Raw genomic sequence first — 19728 nt, forward strand, 5'->3', positions numbered from 1 at the left:
CCCGGCTCCTTAGCGGTTAACGTTGATGATGACGTCGGCGAAATGCACGGCGCCGGCCAGTTTAATAGCACACTGGATCACCGGTGCCTTACGTGCCTCTCGGTCTGCCTGCGCCTGGCTAGCGATAGGCGGCGCATAGGTGTAATAACCCGTGGTGAGCGTGTCACCGGTCGCCAGGTTGCCGATTGGGTCGCCATTCCACACGCCAGGTGCCATCAGGCCATTGGTGACGCCCTGCTCAAGCGAGCCGTTGACGCTGGTCAGCAAGCGCGTGATGCCCGGATCGGTCTGCGGCACTTTGGTTGTGCTGGTATAGAGCACGTTATAGAGGTTGTTCTGCACATAGTTCTGCAGCCAGTCCAGGCCGTGGCGCTCATCGAAGAAATCGCCGTTGCACATCAGGCCTTCCTGGATGATCGCCGTGTCGTTGTCGTAGTTGACGAACACGTTGCAGTTTTTCGCCGTCAGCGTCTTGGCCTGCGTCTGTGTCAGCGTTTCCGCCGCAATGCCTGGCTGCTGCTTGAATTTCAGCGTGATCGTGGTGTTGTTACCGAGGAAATTCACGGTAAAAGCACGCCCGAAGATGGACGCAGACGCATACGGGCTCGCGCTGGAATACTGAATGAAGGTGCGACCGTATTTGGCGTTTTTCAACTTGCTGGCGATGTCGTTCTCGTTATCCAGATCCAGCACGCCGGTGTTTTGCGTGGTGTAACCGAAAATGCGGGAAACGTCATCGGACTGGATAAAGGCCGCCACGCTGATTACGTCGTCATCGCTCAGCGATGTATCGGCGATCTGCAGGCCATACCAGCCAGTAGACATATCGGCCAGCTTGTAGATGCAGGACTGGATATTTTCAGCAGCCGCACGCGGAATAGCCAGCGCGCCGGCATTCTGCACCGCCCCCATCATTGCCGAGATGTCCGTGCCGGTCGTGTTAGCCGAACCATACCCCACCGCCGACGATGCGCCGGTCGATTTTGAGGTGATGATGAATCGGCTGTTCACTGCGTCCCACGTCACGTTAGCCGTGCTCAGCTTCTCAGCGATCCGCGCGGCCACGCCGTTCAGGTTGGTTTCTGCTGAGAAATCCACGGCGGTGATCGTCTTGTTGGTGCCGTCGATGCTGATTTTCATCGCGCCATCGGTGACAGAAGCCCAGGTACTGATCGCCTGCTGCGCCGGCGTCAGAATGGCACAGCGCAACAGCGCCGCCTGGTCTTCTTTAATCCAGCGGCCGATGTACAGCGTGCGCGGCTGCGGCGTCTGCTGGAAATACAGGTTAGCGGCCTTGTACTCCGGCGCATCCATGCCGAAATCTGCGCCGACGTCGGTAATTCCCGAATAGCTGCGCATGCGCTGACTGCCGTCAATGACATCAGAGCCACCAACGATCAGCAGCGCGCCGAAATTGCGCCCCTGTGCAGCGCGCAGCGCCATATTCACCGTCACATTGACGATGTTCGATACAGGTAAGCCCTGTGACATAGATTATTCTCCGAAGAATTGAACCGGTGCTTCCACCAGCGACTTGATGCCGTACTCGCGGATCACTTTGCGACGCAGGCGCACGGCGATGTCATACCGGCGCACCCACTGGTTGTTGATGAGTTCTGGAAGGTTGAATATGCGCCCACAGTCGAGCAGGGTCAGATCGCTGTTTTTCAGCTCGTCATTGTTCTGCGAGACAAACAGACCATCACGGAAACGGGTTGCTACCGTCATGCCCTGCGGGCCGTAGAAGCACGCCAGAACATCGATGGTTTCGTGCGACCACTGTGCGGCGCTTTCATCGCCCTGGATATACGCGGGGTTGGCGTCTTCCTGTACGCCGGTAATGCCGAAGGCGCACCAGGTAGTGCCGTTTTTCGGTATCTGCGGTTGCGGGTCAGTCCAGCGCGGATAGACGTCGCCCGCGTCCATGCCGGTGACACCACGGATCCACCGACTAACCTGGCGTTCCAGCGCCTCGTCGTAGGTAGGCCCATCACTGACCGGCGTCAGGTATCCGGGCGCTGTGCTGTCGTTACTCAACGGGTGATCCTCCGTCAAACTCCATCAGCTCACAGTGTGCCTGAACGAACCCGGCGCCATACGCCGTGTACGGGTCTACGAACGTCACGCGGTATTCCCTACCCCGATAGGTTACGACATCCGCATCAAGACCAGGCTGGCCCTGTGTGAGCCGAAATTGCGTCACGATAAGAATGGCGCCATTAATGTTCTGACCGGCGGCCATACGGCGAGCTTCCAAGGAGCGGTCAACCGTCACCACGCCGGAGAAAGGAATGTCCTGCTGGGTGTTGGTCGTGAAGTTGTCATCGTCCCGATGCTGAATCTGCCGATGGCAAACCAACGTCGTATCGACAAAATCAGGATCCAGCAGTACCTCGGTCACGTCGAGAAGCGGCATTATTTACTCCTTACCACGTAAGTGATTGAGCGCAGCAGGTAGCCATGTGCATAGAGCGGCTTGTCGCCGGGAATGCCCCTGGCGCGCCGGTTAGCCTTCGTCATCTCAGAGAGAGGGTGAAGCCTATCACCGGCACCAATGACCGCCTTGGCGCCATCCCGCGCAATCTGCCCAGCGCTTTCAAGCTCCCGCTGCGCTGCCTCCGCTTTGCCATTCAGCGCAGCCACGGCCGCCGCCTTCAGGTGTTCAGTGGTTCGAGGCTTGGTATCCTCGATCCCCATATCCAGAAACGGGCGCGGTGGCAGCGTGACGGTTTGGCCGCCAAGCTGCACCGTGGCGCCGGTAGATTGCAGATAGCCGATCTCCGCGTTGTTCAGGCTCTCGCCATCTTCACGCGTTGCGTTAGCCTCTGGAATGCCCACCAGCACATCCATTTTTGACAGCGAGCGCAAAGACGACAGCACCGATTCGGCATTGTCCTTCCTGACCTTGAGTCCGCTTTTCATAGCTGCCGGCCGCCTGCCCCGAACATCGTGATCAGCTGCCAGAACTCCGCGCCGTAGCGCGTGTTGTTCCAGAATCCAGCATCAGGGTTAAGCGTCGCGCTTGCGTCATAGCTCACGCTGACCTTATCAACCGATTTTGATGTCTGGACACCGCTGGATGCACCGCCCGCACCGCCGGCAGCGGCAGACCGCTGATCCTGAGCAAAGAGCGCCATGTAATGGGCCACAAATAGCTCCACCAGATAGGGGAATATTTTGGCACCAGTTACTTTCTCGCTCAGCAGGATGTCAGCCAGGTTAAGGCGAAACTGAATCTGCGCTTCTGGGTAGGTGGCGGCATTAGCGAATTGCGGGAAGTCGCGGCGAAAGTCTGCAGGCGTTGGCAGCGCCTTATTTCTTGGCTGCTCCATTGGATTTCTCCAGTCGTGCGGTCAGATCCGCTACCTGGGTGTTAAGTGCGGTGATTTGTTCATTGCGCTCAACCAGACCGTTTGCAGCAGCCTGCAACTGTTCGGTTTGCTCTACCACCTTGTCCTTTTCAATCTTCAGAAGCTGCTGCAGTTCGGTAACCTTGCCTTCCAGCTCAGCAATGCGTTGCGCGCCGGCTTCGTCGATATTTGGCGGGGTGAAATCGCCCAAAGCTTCGGTGTGCGCTTCGACAAACCAGTGAGCGGCCACAGACTCGGGAACGTTGTGACGCCCCTTGCCGAACTCCTGCACCGAGTTATCCGCGTGAGTGAGTTTGAATGGGGTGTGTACGTGGATCGTAACCAGTTTTTCTTTCGTCATTTCGGTAATCCTTCAGGCCCCTTTCGGGGCCGTTCTGGTGATCAGATGCCGTCCACGTAGGACAGGGTTTCTTTGTACACCGGCTCAACCGCACCCAGCTTGGCGTAGTAGGTGGCGATCTGGTACAGGCCGCGATACTGAATAGGCACGCTCTGCAGAGGAACCAGCGGATAGCGGACGTATTTCTTGTCGTTGGTGTAAGCCACCATGCGATCCTTGCCACCCACACCGCGTTTCTTCAGCCATTTGACGGCCTTGATCTCAAGTGGCACGCCGTTCTGATGGTATGCAATGGTGTTAACCGAGAGATAGCTCAGCAGAGACATGTTGCCTGCCTCGGAAACCTTGCGGCTTGCCAGCAAAGAATACTGCTCAGGCGGAATGCGCAGATCAGAAGGCACAACGGAATAGCCAGACGCTGCCCAGGCATTCGACAAAATGCTGTTCACGCTATCCAGAATTTCGTCATTGGTGGATGCCGCCCAGGTTTTCGGCGCGTTGTTCAACGTAACGCCGACCAGGTTGGTCAATCCCTTCAGACCCAGTGAATCATCGCCGATGTAAACCTGCTCATCGTTGTCCATCTGCCACTTGAGCTGCATACCCTCGTATTTCTGGGTATCGATCGGACGGCCAACTTGCTCCGCTGCTTTCAGCTCAACAACAGTCCAGCCCAATTCCATGCCCCACAGGTTCAGTGGGTTGCCGTCTTTACCGATATTGACGTTCACACCAGCAATAGCGGTCGAGTCTTTACCGATCCAGTTTTTGCCGTTCGGGTTTGCGCCAGTACCGGCAGCGCCGAAACTGGTGTTTGTCCAGCTGGAGATGTCATCAGCAATTGACACATCTTCGCGCAGCTGAATATCACGGCTCCAGGTATAGCCCACCAGCGGCAAGTTCAGCGTTTGGTCGAGGCGCTCCAGTTCGCCGATGAGAAACGCACCGGAGGCATCAACGGTTGCCTGATCAAAAGTAATCATTCGTCTTTTCCTTAAATCTTCCAGGAGATTTCAGCGTTGCCGTCGGCATCGCCGGCGCCAGTGAATTCTGCGTTAGGCAGCAGAACGGTTTTGTCGGTAACCAGCGTCGCCATGAAACCGCCCAGGGGGACATTGATAGAAGCATCAGGGGAAACAACGATGTAGACCGGCGCGCCCTTTTTGATGGTGCTGGCATCGGAGCCCACGTTGACGGTCATGTAGCCACGCTTCATTGCATCGCCGGGGAAGTTCTTGTCGGTGCCTACCTGACGAACCATGTCAGGCTGCGACGTGGTTGGGTAAGGCCGCACATAGATACCTTTCACTTTGTCGGCTGTGTCACCGTCAGCCAGCGGCACGAAAAAGCCGTCTGCGTCGATTTTCCCCGCCAGGCCATAAGCCGGGAAGGCATTAGCGGATTTGAGGATTACCGGCTCTACGGTCAAATCCTGCGGGCGAGAGATAGCCCCGGCAATGCCCACAGGCATCCGGTACAGGTATGCAGTCATTGTTTTATCCTTTTCGGTTAGACCAGAAGTCGGCGTTTTGCTTGTTCAGGGCGGAAATGCTTGGAGTACCGATATTCGGGCTACGGGCATCGCCGGTAGTTGATCGGGTATTGCGACCTTTCGCAATCTCAGAGATAGCGTTAAAGGCCATGTTTACCGACTGTTTCGGCAGTTTGCTGATATCAGCGTCCCCCACCACCTGGCGCACCAGCGCTTTATCAGCAGCGGCCAGCACGTCACGTTTAAAGGCGGTTGGCTTCACCTTGCGGGTGAGGTCGATACCAGGAACGATGACTTCCGCACGGTAAGCAGAATCGCCGGTAATGGTGGTTTCTTCTTCGTCGTCCTCGCCGTCGCCGGTGGGCTCCTTTTTCTCTTTGCCTTCTGGATCATCGGCATTATCGCCGGTGGTCGTCCCTTCCAGTTTTGCCAGCAACGCTTTCAGCAAGGTTTTGATATCGTCCTCGCCGTCGCCGGTAGGCTCGCCGCCCATCTCCGGATCTTTCTTCGGGAGCGGCTGCTGAGGTGAAAGATTGATGTTGAGGTTTACGCCGCTTGGCAAGTCCCCCTCATCCACTGTCACGGCTGCCGGAGCAGAGTCCAGCAGTTCGTTCATCGTGTCCGCGTCACCTGTCTTGTGGGCGAAACGAAGGCGCTGTAGCCAGCTTTTCTTTTGAGTTGCCATTGTGTCTCTGTCTCCAATTGCACAACGATTTCCGGCTCTGCCTTTTGGAACAAGAGCCACATGGTTTCCTGTGATATCCACCTGGTCAGCTGCGCCAGGGGCTGTCTGTTCGTACTCTGCGTCATAGCCACATGACACCTGCCGCAGACCTTCCTCGATCAACTGGATGGCGTACTCATCTTTGACGATGATGTCGGCCAGCATCAGATCGGATTGGTCACCCGTCCCGCGCCTAACGTTCTGGATATGACCATGCGCCAGCTCTTTCCAGTTCTGCGGATTGATCAGCCGAACGTTGCCTTCTTCATCCTCCGGGTGCAGCACCGTGATGCTCATCCCCTCAAACGAGGCCAGCGTAGCAGGATCGAATACCTGCTCTGGCGAGCGTCTGACGATGATTTCTCCCGCTGCGTTCGGCTTCAGATTAGGCAGGTCTTTGGCTGAGTAGACTTGCGTACCTGTTCGGGCGATCGGCACGTCCTTACACAGCAGTGAGCCGTCAGCCAACGCATAGCGCGTCTCACCCAGTCGGGTTTCAAAGAAATATTTCATGGGTTACCTGCTGAATGGCGGGCATAAAAAAGGCCGCTTGCGCGACCTGTATCGAGGGGGATAATTTCGCCGATTTCCGGCGTATTTAACATAATAGACCTTTTGCGCACCACGCGATCGGCACTCGCTGCAAATGCGGGCTGAGAGGCGTAAAACTCACAGATTTCTCGGCTGAAAGTCCACGTTTTTCACTACAACATTTTCGCAATAATTCACCACTATTGCAGTTCAGCGAGAATTGATGGCGAAGCCCGCATTTTTCACTTTCTCGGCCCAGGTATGTGAACGTCAGACCAGCATTTGCAGTTAGGCAGGCAACCGGCATGACCGGTCATGCCGTCCAGCGTCGGCGGGTTATGCCAGTACACGAACTTATCCCGCATTTTTTTATGCGATGGTCGCGTGCCGGCGCCCTCAATGCGCCACCAATACCCTTCAGAGCCAACAGCAAGAGCGCGGGCCTGCGTCAGTGCGCCCGTGGCGCGTCCGATCTCCGTGCGGGCAATCATCTTCGCCCTACTGGCCGCCACATCACCGGACTGCATGATCATTTCGTACAGCGCGTCTGGGCGTTCGCCGTGAATGGTGGCCTGTATAGCGCGCTGCTGGATTTCGCGAACACGGTCGGCGGCTTCCAGGGGAAGCGACTTCATCAACTGGATTTGCCGGTAAACGATATCCTGTGTCACCTGGCCGATCGGCGTGTTTCCGACCACATCACGTAGTCCCTCGGAAATCTGCTGTGATACCGATTTCCACTGCTTCCACTCTTCCCGCTCCACCTGCAGGAACATTTTCTGACCGACCATTGCCGCCCAGTCGTCCAGCACCTGCGAGTAGTCGATGAGGTGATCGGCTACCGTGTCAGCGCTTGCCTGGGAACCATCGTAGGAGCCAGTTACGATCTGATTTATCTGACTGACTATCCCCAGTAGGCTTTTCTGATACTGGATTTCTGAACGCCGGCGCAGGGCCGGTTTCAAGTTCAGGATCCTCATACTGCGACTGCGCATTATCGATGTCCTCATCAGTGATCGATGCACCAATACCCGTCACATCCGAGTTTTCGCGCAAATCCGTCATCGCAGCCTTTGGCGACATCAGCCCGTCATTCAGCGCGGTGCTGATGGCGGTAACGGTATTCACCGCCACGGTTGAGCGGTCAACGTCGGACATCTGCCACAGCGGATTAAACTCAAAAGTGAAGTCCTCCGGTAGCTCCTTACCAAGCTCAGAGCGGTGCATGATGTCCAGTACCTTCCTAAGCGGGAGGCGCAGGCGGCGCTCTTGCAGTGAGCTGACACGGTCGTAGTAGTTGGCAAGGTCAGCGTCACCGGTTGAGAAACCTTTTGGCGACTGGCCGAACAGGCGCACCAGCGGAATGCCGACGGCGCCGCTTATCTGCTCTGCAAACTGTGATATGACGTCGTCAAGCCCGCTGAAGCTGTACTGGTGCGTTTCAAACTTATCCTTGGTATCCATGAGCGTCATACCTTCATTGCTCTGGAATTGGCGGATAAGGTCGATATTTTTCAGGAGTGCCTCAAACGCAGGGCCGCCAAGCGCGATCAGTTCGCGAAGCTTCTCCACGCTGTAGGTGCGAAGGTGTGCTTTGTAAACCAGCTGCGCAGCGCCTACCGTAGCGCTATCGAATGCGGTCAGCCTGTCCCAGATGCGCTCTACAACTGACATCCCCCATTCGTTCTCGGTCATTTTCTGCTGGAATGGCAGCGTAACGCCGTCGAACCGGATCAGGCGGCTGTGATGTATCCGCCAGGCGGGAATGCCCGTAGCAGTCGTCACAACGTCGTAGAATTCGGGCTTACCGAGGTCTGGCCCCATCTCTTTAATGCGGCGGGTGAGCACAGGGTTAATCATCCAGCGGTCAAGCGGGAGGATCCCCTTAAACTTACCTTCGCCAATCGTTTCCAGGCGCAGCGGCGTAAACGGGGCTTGCCCCTCGATCATGATGAAGCCAACCGCACCGCCATAAAGCCGTGACCATTTCAGTACGTCATTCAGTGCATCCCAGATCTGCATGTTGTCCAGTTGCGACTCAATAACGCCACGGTCTTTCGCGTCAATCTCTGAGGTGATGCGAATGCCTTTGCGGGTCATATCGTCAGGGATGGCGTCTACGGCTTCACCAATCACCCAGGATGAGCGATATGACCACTCAATCATCATGCGGTTGCGACTGGTGAAGTTTGCCCGGTAAGTCGATGCTGAATGCTGGTTAGGGGTTTGCATCCCAACGCGGGCGACAAAGTTCTCGTACCCGTCGGCGGTGGCTTGTGCCGTCCGCTTTGAGGTGGGTTTATTTCGTGCCATCAGGCCTGTCTCCCTAACAGCTCCCAGATATTCAGGGCTGAATTCATTGGCGCGTAACTGATCATCACCGAGTCGGCCAGGTTGGGCGATTTGGTGCCGTCAGGCTGTTTGTCCACAACGATTTTCCCCACCCCGTTGATTGAGTAGGTCGGCTGTGAAAGTTCGATGATGAGTTTGTCTTTGCTTTCCATCGTGCTGCTGATGGAGATGATTTCGTCGGGGTTGTACGGCATTTTTTCGACAACTGCGCGGTAGGTGTTTTGGAACAACTTGCGCAGACGCCACCAGCTCTGTGCTTTGGCGTTGGCAAAGAAATCTTTGTTCAGTCGCGCCTGCTGGCCGTTGTCGCCGCGTACCGCTTCATCGTCGGGGTCGAATACCGCGCCGCTTCCCCTGAATGGGGTGGCCAGAATCATCGGCCGGCGGGCGGCTTTACGCAGCTCGTTGATGGCGCGGGCGTCGCCGCGAACACCAGCCCCCAATCCGTCCTCGTCGAAACGGTACTCATCGATGTTGTCCGCGTCGCAGAACCCGAAAACCTTCTCAACCGACTGGTAGATGTCGCTGCCGACGCCTGACCACTCGCGGACGTTCTCCAGCAGGAAACCGTGGCGGGTCGAAAAGGAGTTTTTATCGCGCCCTTCGTCTGCAACGTCCATTGCGCCAAGGCGTTTACCAGTAGGCTGAATACCCAGCTTGATATGCGCATCAACAGCAGCCTGTACCCAATCTGACGGGATAAGCACGCCCTCGGCGGATGCGCTGTAGTTAAGGTCGAGCTCTTGCGCCACCACTACCGGGTTATCGATCTTGTCGCACTCCTTGCGATACCAGGCATCGTCTTTGCGCGGATCGCTGCGCCAGTGGAACGTGAACACCGGGATTTTCCCGCTATGGCGCTTCTGGGCGAATGGGTTAGCCATGCCGTTGACCGAACTCAAATCGATACGGCAGCGCGTTGTCTGCGACAGCGCAGCATCAATCAGCAAAGGGCGCTGCAAGAATGCCGCCTCGTCCACCAGATAGAGCGTGGTGCGGTCGCCGCGTCCAATGTTATCGCCAGCCTCACCTTTGATAACGGCGCCCGTATCGGGGAATTCAACGCGCATATAGGGGGCGTGTTTTTTTTCGCTCCAGCTGCCGCGAAACTCCACCGGCAGTGTTTCAACGAATTTGCGCGCCTTCCAGAACAGCGCCTTCGGGTCGCCGGTGCTGTCCACGTACTCCTCTTTACGGGAGCCGAAGCCAATCACCATTTCTTTGTTGAACAGGCACAGCGAGCAAGCCAGCCCGATCGCCGTCCAGCTCAGCCCCATTTCACGGCTCTTTTCCGTGATGCCGTTTTCCATGTTTTCCCGGCGCGTCATAATCCAGTGGATCCACTCTTCCTGTTTGGGGAACAGCAGAAACGGGATTGTCACCGGCAGACCGTAATCGATGTTGCGGGGGTCTGTCGTCATTCCCCAGTCGATAATGAACTGTGCCGGGTTGGTACGGTAAAACTCGCGAATAGCAGGCAGCGTTTCTGGGTTAGCCCTGATGCGTTGCAGGCGCTCCATCCGCCATTCGAACACCTGGGTGTAATCCGGGTTTTTGAAGTCGAACGGGAACGGAATAGGCATAGCTCGCTACTCTGGGAAAAATGTGTGAAAAATGGGGTTATTTAACATAATGACCGTTTCCCGCACCGGCGAAACAGCACTCACCCGCTGATTACGCTCAGTGGGTGATTTGTCAGGGTTTTCTCGTCGGATTGGTCGGAAACGGACTGCATAAACGATGCATAAAACAAGGGTGTTTTTGCATAGCCCTGAAATTGAATTTCCGGGGTGTTTTCAGCAGTTTTACCCCATCAACTTACGATAGGCCTCGGCCGCCTCTTCAGCTGACAGGTTGGTGCTCTCGGTTTTGATAGCACCACCGCCGGGGCCGGATAGTTCGGTTTTCTTCGGCGCTTCCCAGCCCATCATTTCGCCGAGCTGCTTAATCGCCGCCTTCGGGTCGTGCATCTTCAACTTGATGCCGTCTTTACCCGTCGTCAGTTCGGCAACGGCCGCCATCGCTTCAGGGTCTTGCAACGCCGAATCGCGGAATGACCAGGACGCTTGATAAACTGGTTTGCCCTCTTCGTCCTCGCCTATCTGGCAGTTTTTGAATTCTGCGATATCGGTCAACGCTGTTCGGCCCATCTTCGACAAACGCTCCAGCGCCTCTGTGCGTGTCATGATCGCCTCATTGATTGCTTCGTACTGCACGGACTTGAGGAAGGCTTGGACATTACCATTTCTTACCATCACGGCGGCTTTCGAGTGGACTCCGTCGCCCTTCGCTTTCCCTCCCGCGTTACGGTAGGCCTCCGCCTGGCGGTCGCCATTCAATAGGCAGGTAACGAATTTCTTTTGCAGCTTCGTCAGGGCATCGAAAAGCGCCTTCTGTTCTTCTGTCAGCGTCATTTCGACTCCTTATCAATCCTATTTCTGAGCGTCCGCTGAGGCCAATCCTAAGGCTGCCATTGCAAGCTCTGGCTTGGTTGCTGTTTTGAACACCCCCAGAAACTTATCTTTCAGTGCATAAATTTCATTCCGTTCAGCTTCATTCAGCTGACTGATTGCGCCCAGCAGAATCAGCCGCTGAGTCTCTTCTTCTTTTGATAATGCCATATTAGAATTTCCTGCTGGTTCGCTGGATATAACCCCGGCGATGCAGTTGAACACCACGCGATGATTCAGAGTGTTTATTCTGTCAAAGGCACTCAGTGAATACCTTCTGCAGAATTTTGTAAAACGGTAGCTAGCCTTTCAAATAGACCTCAGTGGCAACCACTGATTGTGCTTCTAACAACTCAGCGCGATTGCTGGTGACAATGGCTGTGTGGTGTGGGTGTGCGTTTTCAGCCAACCATCTGATTAACGGCCTGGCTGCATCTTCGAAGCTACCGGTAGCCCACGATTCGCCACAATCTTCATCACTACTGCGTTGTTTGTTTTCCATCCTGTACTCCCTTGTCTAACTGGCGTATCGCCAGCAGTTGGTTGTTCGCTTTGTCGAGCGCCGCCAGCAGCGGATCAATCCACAGCACCGCCTGACAGTATGTCAGGGTGCCGGAGGCAGTGGCGCCAGCACCGGTTGCGTCAGCGACGATGGTATCGGCTGACATTGCGCGGGAACGTAGACGGTGCGTGTAGTCGAGCAGCCCACCAGCAATAGCGGCAGGCACAGCCAGATCGCACGTCGGCTGATTCTTGAGGATCGTCCGGTATTCAATTTCTTTCCCCTGTGTGGCCGCGTCGGTGTTGATGCCATACTGAGTCGCCGCGTTGCTGATTTCGTTGGCGCGCTGGAACTGAAATGCCTGAGTGGCGATTGCCTTCGCCAGCAGGGTGTTATCGCTCTGAAGCTGCTTAACTTTCTCACCGGCCTTTACTGCGTTGCTGTGGAAGTGAAACGCCAGCCTGCCGGCAACAATCAGCGCCACCAGCAACAGGCCGATCGCCATCGCGCGGAAGCTGAATGAGGTGTTCATGACAAAAAAATCTCGCGTTCTGCCGCGCGACGCTTCACCAGCCCAGGCATAACTTTGCCTGCCGAGTTGCGCCATTTGGGGAATTCATCCGCCGCCCCCTGGGCATCACCAGCATTGAAATTCTTCACCAGCGTTGAACCTGCAAAAGCGGGCCCGCCGATGTTGAATGCCAGCGATACCATCGCGTCGAACTGGTTCTGCGTCATCGGGCGTTTAATCGCGCTGTTGACAGTCAGCTCAAACACGGCCAAGTCATCAGAGAAGAATTGCTCTGCCTGCTCCTGGGTAATTTGATCGCCCTGCATCACACCCTTGGTGTGACCCCAGCCAATCGTCCAGGGTTTGCCGCCGGTGCCGGGGTCTGGGTATGCCTTCAGGCGAAGCTGCTCAAAACCCTTGATGAAATTGCGTCCGTTGTTACTGGTTTTCATAGCCATCACCTGCTTTGTTCAGGAATCGACGCTCCAGCGCCTTAATCAGTGACGCCCCCGACCAGCCAGCCATGCCACACACGCCACCCATCACTTCTGACGGCCAGTCATAATGCAGGGCGATCATCACCATAGTTAACCCGGCGAAGATAGAAACGAAGAGCTGCAGAAACAGCGTGCGCCAACTAAAGGCCTCGCCGTTCAGAACCTTGAATGAGTAGCTGGCAATAGCGCCCAGCAGGGTCATACCAAACGCAATCAGCATCGATAGGATGTTGGGCTCGTTCTTCCAGGGCATTTTCATAACCTCCCCCTTCCGGGGCTCTTTCCCGGTTTCGGGTTATGGACAGGAATCAGCCACCAGCCGTAAACGCTGCCGGTAAGAGGGTGCCGTGTGTGTCGTCCGTTGGCTGGGGCTGAAATACAAAAGCCCCGCACGATGGCGAGGCTTGAATGTTGTGTGGTGGCGGGACTCGAACCCGCACTCAGGTTCAGCATTAGCATCATGCCTGCCCTGCCGGATAAACCGGTTAATGCATTACTCTACCCATCTAACCCGCAAGCGGGAATTGAGTTACACCACAACGGAAAGAGCACTGCTTAGACGCCGACAATAAATCCATCTGGTACCGGCAATACTCTTACCTGTTGTGATCAAAAAAGCCTGGTGATTACCAGAAATTTCATTTTCAGCTCAAGGCAATGAGACGCGCTCCCCGCTTGATTTCCATGTAGCTTCTTTCAAAGTGAAATACCTCCAACACACCGAACCAGTCTTTTTTAATAGCCGCCTTACGCAGCGACCGATCATCGCTCCATTGACGCTTAAGCGTTCGAATTTGCCACCAGCGCTTTATGGTGATAACCAATATTAGTCTCGATATCAAAGGTGGAAAGTGAGTGAAGTGACAGCATAGTCTTTACTGCGCTGTCCGCTGTCCGCTGTCCGCTGTCCGCTGTCCGCTGTCCAGGTGGTGGCGTCTGAACAAAAAATGCAACCTGCATTACGGCGTCATGTTTGGAGCGGTCAGCGGGAATCGAACCCGCATCATCAGCTTGGAAGGCTGAGGTAATAGCCATTATACGATGACCGCATTGGTCCGCCATCGAGGTCTCGAACCCCGGCTCTTACTTCCTGTCACAAAGCAATGCTCTTGCCACGTTGAGCTAATGGCGGTTTGGTGGCCCTTGCAGGGATTGAACCAGCGACCAATCAGTTATGAGCCGACTGCTCTAACCAACTGAGCTAAATAGCCGAGGCGAGGATGAAATGTTGAGTGGCGGCCGGCGCTTATCTTCGGCTTGTCTCGGAGGACTGCAATTCACCACAACCGGAGAGTATCCTACATCGCCGACAACTACTAGTGAAGTTCACCGATACCCTCTCCGCCGCCCACTCCACAAACCAGAAATAAAAAACCCCGCCGGAGCGAGGTTTTGAAAGTTGATAAGCTACGTCACTGCGTAACCACTCTTATCACAATAGCTAGTAAAATTCGTAACGAAAAGCGGAAATTTACGCGACAGCCGAAATTTCCGATCTGCTTGTCCAAGCGTCCATCTCAAGCGTCGCCCCAGTCATAGCTAAACAGCCCTCTATAAAGCTTTCTGCCATCATCAGCTTCTGCCTTATGTTCCCTTCTGAAACCTTCCATCTACGGGCTATCTCCGATTTTGATACCCCGTATCGGTAGTGCAGCATGATTACACCAAGCTCTCTTTCGTCGCGTACCTTCTTCAATCTACCAACGGCGCCGTCAACAATCAGGCCATCATTATCGCAGCATGAAGGCTTACTCTTGCTCGTATTCGGCAGAAGCCCCTTAAATCCTGCTGCGATCGGAGAGTAGTCCACACCGCTGTTGTCTTTCGCCCACTGGCCCCAACGCTCTAATACCAACTGGATATCTCTCATATAATTTCCTTGATGATTATCTCGCCGGCATTTCCCCAGCGTTTGGTTACGCGGACATCCCAAACGGCACAATCTTCAGAGTAGATTGCGTCCATAAGGGCTTTTAGTAAGTTGTCTGCATCTGGCTTCTGCTGATGCGGTTTCCCGGCCATCTCAGCGCGTTTCTTCTTGCTCCAGCTTGGCGGCATCGGCATAACGAAGGTAACGTGGTAGCCGCTTTCGGGCAGTGATATGCGGTTGTGTCGCACCTCATCGCAGAAGGCGCGATAGCGCAAAACGGGAGGACGTAACGCCCATCGGTCACGCTGAGTCATTCGCGGCTTTGGCACTGGAATGATGCTGTAGGTTTTCACGCGTTTTGCGCCTCCATCAGTTGGCGATATTCACACTGCGCTGGGATCGTCAGACGAAGTCCGCGCTGATGTGCCCACATGTCGATTTGCTCCAGGTAGCGAGTCATTTCCCCGGTGTCGAGTAACTTGGTCGATTTCACGTAACGCGTTTCCCCCATCACTGTGATCGGCTTAGGAGGGCAGTACAGGTCTTTTAGATATTCGTGAACGTAGTCCTGATCAAACTTGCCTTTGCCGGTTCTGGTAAGTTGAGCCGCTACCTCTCCATTCCACTTCCAGAGCAACGCGTTTTGACTCAGAGACCTTTTTTCTCGCCATTCAACGATGCTCACGCGGTAACGCTTACCGGTAGCCACCAGCTCTTTTAGGACAGGCCAAAGCTGGGCCTTGGTGGTTTCATGCAGGCAAAAATCGTTCATCAGATATCCCTCTTGCTGGCGTATCGACGCTCTTGTTTTTGCTGAGGCTTGGCACGGCAGATCTGCGATGCAGCCGCTTGATCGGTCGGCATGAAGTGACCATTACGAAATTCCTGGTAAACCGTTCCGAGCGAGCCGAAGCGGTTTTTCGTTACGATGATTTCGGCATATGGCGCCGCCGGACTGTCTTCCTGATAAACCGCCTCGCGGTACAGCATGATGATGCTGTCTGCGTCCTGCTCAATGCTTCCGCTATCGCGCAAATCGGCGTTTGTCGGCCGGCGCTGACCAGGTGCGCGCTTTTCAACGTCTCGGGAAAGCTGGCTGAGTGACATCACCGGCGTTTTTAAATCTTTCGCCATGCGCTTCAGTCCACCAGAGATATGCGCAATAGCCAGGTCGTTTCGTTCTGCGCGTGGCTTTTCAATGAGCCCAAGGTAATCAGCGAGGATCAACGAAAGGTTCGGGTGCTCACGCTTCAGTCGCTCTGCAATCGCGCGGATCTGTTCGATGTTGAGCTTTGAGGCGTCGACAATCCAAACCTGAAGCCCTTGCAGGCGACTGATGCCGGCAGAAACTCGCGCCCACTCTTCATCGCCCATTTTCTGTGCGGGATTGCGTAGAGCAGAAACAGGCATGTTTGATGCATTGGCAAGCTGGCGCTCGATAACCTGGTGTGCGCTCATCTCCATGCTGAAAATGAGAACGCCGCGCGGCATCTCGGCATTGCCGATTCGAACGGTCGACGTTGCCACGCCTTCGGCCACTTTGAGCGCAAACTCGGTCTTGCCCATGCCAGGACGTGCGGCCACGACAACGAGATCGACAGGGTTAAGACCGCCGGTAATTGCGTCGAGCTCTGGGATGCCGGTTTTCAGCGTGTCTGACTCTTCGCCGTTGTCCATGCGGTGCTGTAACAGCTCAGCGTAAGACTCCAGCAGCTCGTCGATGTGAACGGGGCGATGCTCGTCGTGTGGCTTGGCAATAGAGAAAATCTTGCTTGAAAACTCCTGAATGCCTACGAGTGCCCGCTCATGGTTCTGGGCGCCGGCGATCAGGTCGTAGCTGGATTCCATCAGCTTTGTGAACTGGCGGATCTGGTAATACTCCCCCACAAGGCGGGCATAGCCTTTGAGGTTCGCAGCGCTTGGACATTTCCGGCAGGTTTCCATGACATCACCAAAGTGCTGATCCCCCATTGCCTCAGCGATCAGCAAACTGTCAATCAGGCCGCGGTTATTGGCCTGGCGAGTAATTTCCCTGAACGTGTTGCGGTAAAACGGAACAGAAAATGCTTCTGGGTCAAGCGTAGCCACAACGTCAGCGGCATCCGGTGTCAACCCGCTTAGCAGCAAGCCGCCAATCACGCTTGCTTCGATGTCGATGTTGATCACAGGGTTCCCTCCCGAACTTTGCGCAGTGTTTGAGGTTTCATCAGGTATTCAAAATCAGCATGCCAGCCTTCCCCAGTCGGGCCGCCGAAATAAAACTCTCTGGCGTCCTCAAGGAATGCAGAAAAATACGCGCCAAAGCCCTCCGGTGACTTTGTGGCGAGGTGGGTAGTGAGTTCACGGATAGAAATTTCTCGCTCCCTGTCGAGCTCTACAGGCGCCATACGGCCCGCTGTAATTTCGTTGTAAATATCCACCACCGCTTGGCAGTCGATTTCTACGCAGGTTTTCTGCCAGGCTTCGGCGTCGGACAGGTAGCCATCGAACCGGTTTACCCGGCAGATGTTCGCCGGCTTGGCAACGGTGTTATTTCGCTGCTTCCAGGTGCGCACCACCCAACGGCAAACCAACTGCAGGTCTTGCAGGGTGTACGCGCTGCGGGTTTTGGTTTCGGTCAGCAGCACTGCGAATGGTTCTGCAGAACGGCAGGAACCTCCTGTGAGTTCGTTGTAATACTCCAGGGCTTGTTTTGCTTGTGAGAGAACTTCCTCCGAAAATTCCCCCTTGGGGGCTTTAGGGGGATCTGTTTTTAATGTCTTTTGAATAGTGTCTTTTGTGTGTCCCTGTTTTGGTGACAACCCTGTCACTGTTTTGGTGACACTTTTTGTCACTGTTTTGGTGACAAAGTCACTATCTTGGTGACACTCTGGAATTTTCCATTCAGAAAGGTTCTTATTCGGCCCGATCATCATTCCTTCGCGGAGCAAAACCCCCATAGAAATCAGTTCGTTCTTAGCCTTGTTAACTTTCTGCCTTGGCAAACGGGTAATCTCTGCCAGCTGGCTATCAGCGATGCGGTCAACCTTCTTGTTGTAGCCATAAGTTTTGCGACATACAGCGTGCGCAACCTTGGCCTGATTGCGCGTTAAATTGGCGCCAATCAGCTCCTCATACAGCTCATTCGCCAGGCGCACATACCCATCATCGGTATCGGCCACGCGATGCTCCTCACGCTCCACAGGCGCACGGAATTGGATGATTTCAGCGGTGTTACTCATGACGGCCTTCCTGTTGCGCTTTAACCCTGCGGAACTCCTCAACAAACCGTTTATGAAAAACGGGTGACATCGTTCCGATCGGATCTGCCGGCTTCAAAAAGTCATCGCGGGTAACTTCGCGCTCTTGCGTTGTGCGTTTGTTTTTGCGCATAATGATTCAAACCTCCGACGGTTTAAAAAAGACCCGGCCGAGCTGTTGGCGCAGTTCGGCTTTGTTTTTTCTTGATCGGCTTATCAACGGCTGTGCTGTTTTTCTCTGCCCACAACCGCGCATGCCGATAACAGTCATCAAACATCCTTCCTTTGGCGCTGGCTTGTGAGCTGCGCTTGTAGAGGTCAACACCTTCATTTGCCCCCCCCCTGTGCGATAGCAGCGCTATAGCCGGCTTCAATCAGCTTTTGCTTGATATGTTTCTCAATGAACTGGATATGGTTCATACCCTCTCCTATTCCGTCTTTGGTTCCTGGATGTGCTCCAGTATCGAAAGCAACTTTTTTGCCTCATCGCCGGTCAGCACTACGTTTTGCTCGCATCCTGGAGCTGCAACACATCCTTCAGGCAATCCAAGTTCCAACACCATCCGCGCCGCCATCTTCACGATGCGAACCTTGTCACGGCTCAACCCCGAAGGGTGGATCCCCATACCCATCGCAAGCGGCTTGTTACCGCGCAAAATGGCCTCTTTGTGAAAGAAGCTCTCCAGCATTTCAGGTTTGCAGTTGATGCGTACTGAATTGCGACTTGTTGCGACTGATTCCATTTACAATTTCCGTTGTCTTACAGTGATTGGTTGATGATTGGCGGCTGGCTTTCGCTGGCTCGCGCATAACGTTTTGGGTAAAGAATTTGCAGCTCGGTGATCTCACCGGAGTAGAATCGAGATAGCTTTTCAGCCAACTCAGGCGATGCTGTATGCACGCCACGTTCTACACGGCTAAGGTATCCAGGGTCACAATTGACCGCATGGGCTACGTCAGTGATCTTGAGCTCTTTCTTTACACGCATATTTCTAAGTGGTGTTTGCATAGCGGCCCCTTTTAATTGCGCTACACGCATATTAATGCGCATTTCATTTTTGCGCAAGACGCTTTGCGTGTGACGCACATGAATGGAAAAATGACGGCATGGAAACCGAAAAGAAGCTACCTAAAGAAATCGACCCTACTGTAGGTCGTAACATCCGGCACCTTCGCGTTAAGAAGGGGCTAAATCTTGCTGACCTTGCGAATGCTGTTGATAGCGACGTAGGGAACATCTCTCGCCTGGAGCGGGCTAAGCAGGGTTATAGTGACGAGATGATCAGAAAAATTGCTGACTTCTTTGAACGCCCTGTTAGCGACCTTTTCCGGCCTGATTTGCCTTTCGAAAACTTATCTCCTGAATCTGATGCTCAGCCAACCAGGCTTAAAGCCTCAGTGTGGGAGGATGGAGCTCAGGACAGCGAGGAATTTGTGGAAATCCCACTAATTGACGTTCATTTTGCTGCAGGTGATGGCAGTGTCGAAATTGTGGAAAAAGAAGAGTTTGCCTTAATTTTCCGGCGTTACTATCTTCACAAGTTGGGAGTGTCTATTTCTGCGGCCAAGCTTGTTCGTGTGATCGGCAACAGTATGGAGCCAAGATTGTCTGACGGTGATGTAGTAGGCATTAACACCGACGATACGCGCATCCGGGATGGTAAGGCCTATGGCATCCGTCATGGTGACCTACTTAGAGTAAAATATCTTATTGAGCAGCCAGACGGCGGTGTCGTGATCCGATCAATGAACCGAGAAGAGTTTAAAGACGAAGTTCTTACCCTCCAACAAAGAAAAGAACAACTAGTTGTTCTTGGTCGGGTTTTCTGGTCTTCATCCACCTGGTAAA

General features: G+C 54.5%; 28 protein-coding genes and 4 tRNA genes. 1 reads left to right on the forward strand and 31 read right to left on the reverse strand.

Translation table 11 applies throughout. The annotated features are described in order from the left end of the window. Positions 1–9: 9 nt before the first annotated feature. The 31 genes from ACSBQS_RS19450 to ACSBQS_RS19600 form a co-directional block, all read right to left on the reverse strand. Positions 10–1491 carry a DUF3383 domain-containing protein gene (locus ACSBQS_RS19450; protein ID WP_208093577.1) on the reverse strand — a complete coding sequence of 494 codons (1482 nt, stop codon included), beginning with the start codon at positions 1489–1491 and terminating at the stop codon, positions 10–12. Between the two features lie 3 nt (positions 1492–1494). Next, positions 1495–2037, reverse strand: a complete 543-nt coding sequence (locus ACSBQS_RS19455) for a phage neck terminator protein (protein WP_434991292.1) — start codon at positions 2035–2037, stop codon at positions 1495–1497. After that, positions 2030–2416, reverse strand: coding sequence for a head-tail adaptor (locus ACSBQS_RS19460; protein WP_434991293.1), 387 nt, complete (start codon positions 2414–2416; stop codon positions 2030–2032). The genes ACSBQS_RS19455 and ACSBQS_RS19460 overlap by 8 nt, the downstream gene beginning before the upstream one ends. After that, positions 2416–2922, reverse strand: coding sequence for a hypothetical protein (locus ACSBQS_RS19465; RefSeq protein WP_241170913.1), 507 nt, complete (start codon positions 2920–2922; stop codon positions 2416–2418). The genes ACSBQS_RS19460 and ACSBQS_RS19465 overlap by 1 nt, the downstream gene beginning before the upstream one ends. After that, on the reverse strand, positions 2919–3332 hold the full coding sequence (locus ACSBQS_RS19470; protein ID WP_434991294.1) for a DUF4054 domain-containing protein: 414 nt from the start codon (positions 3330–3332) through the stop codon (positions 2919–2921). Before ACSBQS_RS19470 ends, ACSBQS_RS19465 begins: the two co-directional genes overlap by 4 nt. Beyond that, positions 3313–3711: an STY1053 family phage-associated protein gene (locus ACSBQS_RS19475; protein WP_060432002.1), complete on the reverse strand. Its 399-nt coding sequence runs from the start codon at positions 3709–3711 to the stop codon at positions 3313–3315. The genes ACSBQS_RS19470 and ACSBQS_RS19475 overlap by 20 nt, the downstream gene beginning before the upstream one ends. Positions 3712–3752: 41 nt before the next feature. After that, positions 3753–4694, reverse strand: coding sequence for a DUF2184 domain-containing protein (locus tag ACSBQS_RS19480; protein WP_164134396.1), 942 nt, complete (start codon positions 4692–4694; stop codon positions 3753–3755). 11 nt (positions 4695–4705) lie between these two features. Continuing rightward, positions 4706–5203: a structural cement protein Gp24 gene (locus ACSBQS_RS19485; protein ID WP_434991295.1), complete on the reverse strand. Its 498-nt coding sequence runs from the start codon at positions 5201–5203 to the stop codon at positions 4706–4708. A 4-nt stretch (positions 5204–5207) separates the two neighbouring features. Then, positions 5208–6440 (reverse strand): DUF2213 domain-containing protein, encoded by a 1233-nt coding sequence (locus tag ACSBQS_RS19490; RefSeq protein WP_434991296.1) that lies wholly within the window; start codon positions 6438–6440, stop codon positions 5208–5210. A gap of 260 nt (positions 6441–6700) precedes the next feature. Continuing rightward, on the reverse strand, positions 6701–7249 hold the full coding sequence (locus tag ACSBQS_RS19495) for a phage head morphogenesis protein (RefSeq protein ID WP_434991320.1): 549 nt from the start codon (positions 7247–7249) through the stop codon (positions 6701–6703). A gap of 55 nt (positions 7250–7304) precedes the next feature. Then, positions 7305–8771, reverse strand: coding sequence for a DUF1073 domain-containing protein (locus tag ACSBQS_RS19500; RefSeq protein ID WP_434991297.1), 1467 nt, complete (start codon positions 8769–8771; stop codon positions 7305–7307). Continuing rightward, entirely contained in the window at positions 8771–10393 is a 1623-nt protein-coding gene (locus ACSBQS_RS19505; protein WP_406876392.1) for a TerL protein, read from the reverse strand. The genes ACSBQS_RS19500 and ACSBQS_RS19505 overlap by 1 nt, the downstream gene beginning before the upstream one ends. A 222-nt stretch (positions 10394–10615) precedes the next feature. After that, positions 10616–11224, reverse strand: coding sequence for a terminase small subunit (locus ACSBQS_RS19510; RefSeq protein ID WP_208093570.1), 609 nt, complete (start codon positions 11222–11224; stop codon positions 10616–10618). A gap of 18 nt (positions 11225–11242) precedes the next feature. Next, entirely contained in the window at positions 11243–11431 is a 189-nt protein-coding gene (locus ACSBQS_RS19515) for a hypothetical protein (RefSeq protein ID WP_089196687.1), read from the reverse strand. 130 nt (positions 11432–11561) lie between these two features. Continuing rightward, positions 11562–11762, reverse strand: a complete 201-nt coding sequence (locus tag ACSBQS_RS19520) for a hypothetical protein (protein WP_434991298.1) — start codon at positions 11760–11762, stop codon at positions 11562–11564. Further along, entirely contained in the window at positions 11740–12294 is a 555-nt protein-coding gene (locus ACSBQS_RS19525; RefSeq protein WP_434991299.1) for a hypothetical protein, read from the reverse strand. Before ACSBQS_RS19525 ends, ACSBQS_RS19520 begins: the two co-directional genes overlap by 23 nt. Further along, entirely contained in the window at positions 12291–12725 is a 435-nt protein-coding gene (locus ACSBQS_RS19530; protein ID WP_434991300.1) for a lysozyme, read from the reverse strand. The genes ACSBQS_RS19525 and ACSBQS_RS19530 overlap by 4 nt, the downstream gene beginning before the upstream one ends. Continuing rightward, positions 12712–13029 carry a phage holin family protein gene (locus ACSBQS_RS19535; protein ID WP_060441685.1) on the reverse strand — a complete coding sequence of 106 codons (318 nt, stop codon included), beginning with the start codon at positions 13027–13029 and terminating at the stop codon, positions 12712–12714. Before ACSBQS_RS19535 ends, ACSBQS_RS19530 begins: the two co-directional genes overlap by 14 nt. A 154-nt stretch (positions 13030–13183) precedes the next feature. Further along, positions 13184–13309: transfer RNA gene (locus ACSBQS_RS19540), tRNA-OTHER, on the reverse strand. A 435-nt stretch (positions 13310–13744) separates the two neighbouring features. Further along, positions 13745–13819 (reverse strand) — tRNA-Gly (locus ACSBQS_RS19545). Positions 13820–13821: 2 nt separating this feature from the next. Beyond that, positions 13822–13902: transfer RNA gene (locus ACSBQS_RS19550), tRNA-His, on the reverse strand. A 2-nt stretch (positions 13903–13904) separates the two neighbouring features. After that, positions 13905–13981: transfer RNA gene (locus ACSBQS_RS19555), tRNA-Met, on the reverse strand. Between the two features lie 260 nt (positions 13982–14241). Beyond that, positions 14242–14640, reverse strand: a complete 399-nt coding sequence (locus ACSBQS_RS19560; RefSeq protein ID WP_060706489.1) for an antiterminator Q family protein — start codon at positions 14638–14640, stop codon at positions 14242–14244. After that, a complete protein-coding gene (locus ACSBQS_RS19565; RefSeq protein WP_434991301.1) occupies positions 14637–14993 on the reverse strand; it encodes a RusA family crossover junction endodeoxyribonuclease in 357 nt (118 codons plus the stop codon). Before ACSBQS_RS19565 ends, ACSBQS_RS19560 begins: the two co-directional genes overlap by 4 nt. Continuing rightward, positions 14990–15412: a hypothetical protein gene (locus tag ACSBQS_RS19570; RefSeq protein ID WP_085819278.1), complete on the reverse strand. Its 423-nt coding sequence runs from the start codon at positions 15410–15412 to the stop codon at positions 14990–14992. The genes ACSBQS_RS19565 and ACSBQS_RS19570 overlap by 4 nt, the downstream gene beginning before the upstream one ends. Beyond that, on the reverse strand, positions 15412–16803 hold the full coding sequence (locus tag ACSBQS_RS19575) for a replicative DNA helicase (RefSeq protein ID WP_434991321.1): 1392 nt from the start codon (positions 16801–16803) through the stop codon (positions 15412–15414). The genes ACSBQS_RS19570 and ACSBQS_RS19575 overlap by 1 nt, the downstream gene beginning before the upstream one ends. Beyond that, positions 16803–17861 (reverse strand): replication protein, encoded by a 1059-nt coding sequence (locus ACSBQS_RS19580; RefSeq protein ID WP_041033761.1) that lies wholly within the window; start codon positions 17859–17861, stop codon positions 16803–16805. Before ACSBQS_RS19580 ends, ACSBQS_RS19575 begins: the two co-directional genes overlap by 1 nt. Further along, positions 17854–18012, reverse strand: coding sequence for a hypothetical protein (locus tag ACSBQS_RS19585; protein ID WP_154232795.1), 159 nt, complete (start codon positions 18010–18012; stop codon positions 17854–17856). Before ACSBQS_RS19585 ends, ACSBQS_RS19580 begins: the two co-directional genes overlap by 8 nt. Positions 18013–18018: 6 nt before the next feature. After that, entirely contained in the window at positions 18019–18210 is a 192-nt protein-coding gene (locus tag ACSBQS_RS19590) for a hypothetical protein (RefSeq protein WP_158524113.1), read from the reverse strand. A 97-nt stretch (positions 18211–18307) separates the two neighbouring features. Beyond that, on the reverse strand, positions 18308–18622 hold the full coding sequence (locus ACSBQS_RS19595; RefSeq protein WP_434991302.1) for a hypothetical protein: 315 nt from the start codon (positions 18620–18622) through the stop codon (positions 18308–18310). A 17-nt stretch (positions 18623–18639) separates the two neighbouring features. Further along, a complete protein-coding gene (locus tag ACSBQS_RS19600) occupies positions 18640–18888 on the reverse strand; it encodes a helix-turn-helix domain-containing protein (RefSeq protein WP_072010281.1) in 249 nt (82 codons plus the stop codon). A 98-nt stretch (positions 18889–18986) separates the two neighbouring features. Between ACSBQS_RS19600 and ACSBQS_RS19605 the strand changes: the two genes are divergently transcribed. Continuing rightward, on the forward strand, positions 18987–19727 hold the full coding sequence (locus tag ACSBQS_RS19605; RefSeq protein ID WP_046688405.1) for an XRE family transcriptional regulator: 741 nt from the start codon (positions 18987–18989) through the stop codon (positions 19725–19727). The last annotated feature ends 1 nt before the right edge of the window (position 19728 follow it).

This window comes from Serratia sp. H402Y (assembly GCF_051172415.1).
In the GTDB taxonomy this organism is placed as follows: Bacteria; Pseudomonadota; Gammaproteobacteria; order Enterobacterales; family Enterobacteriaceae; genus Serratia; species Serratia ureilytica.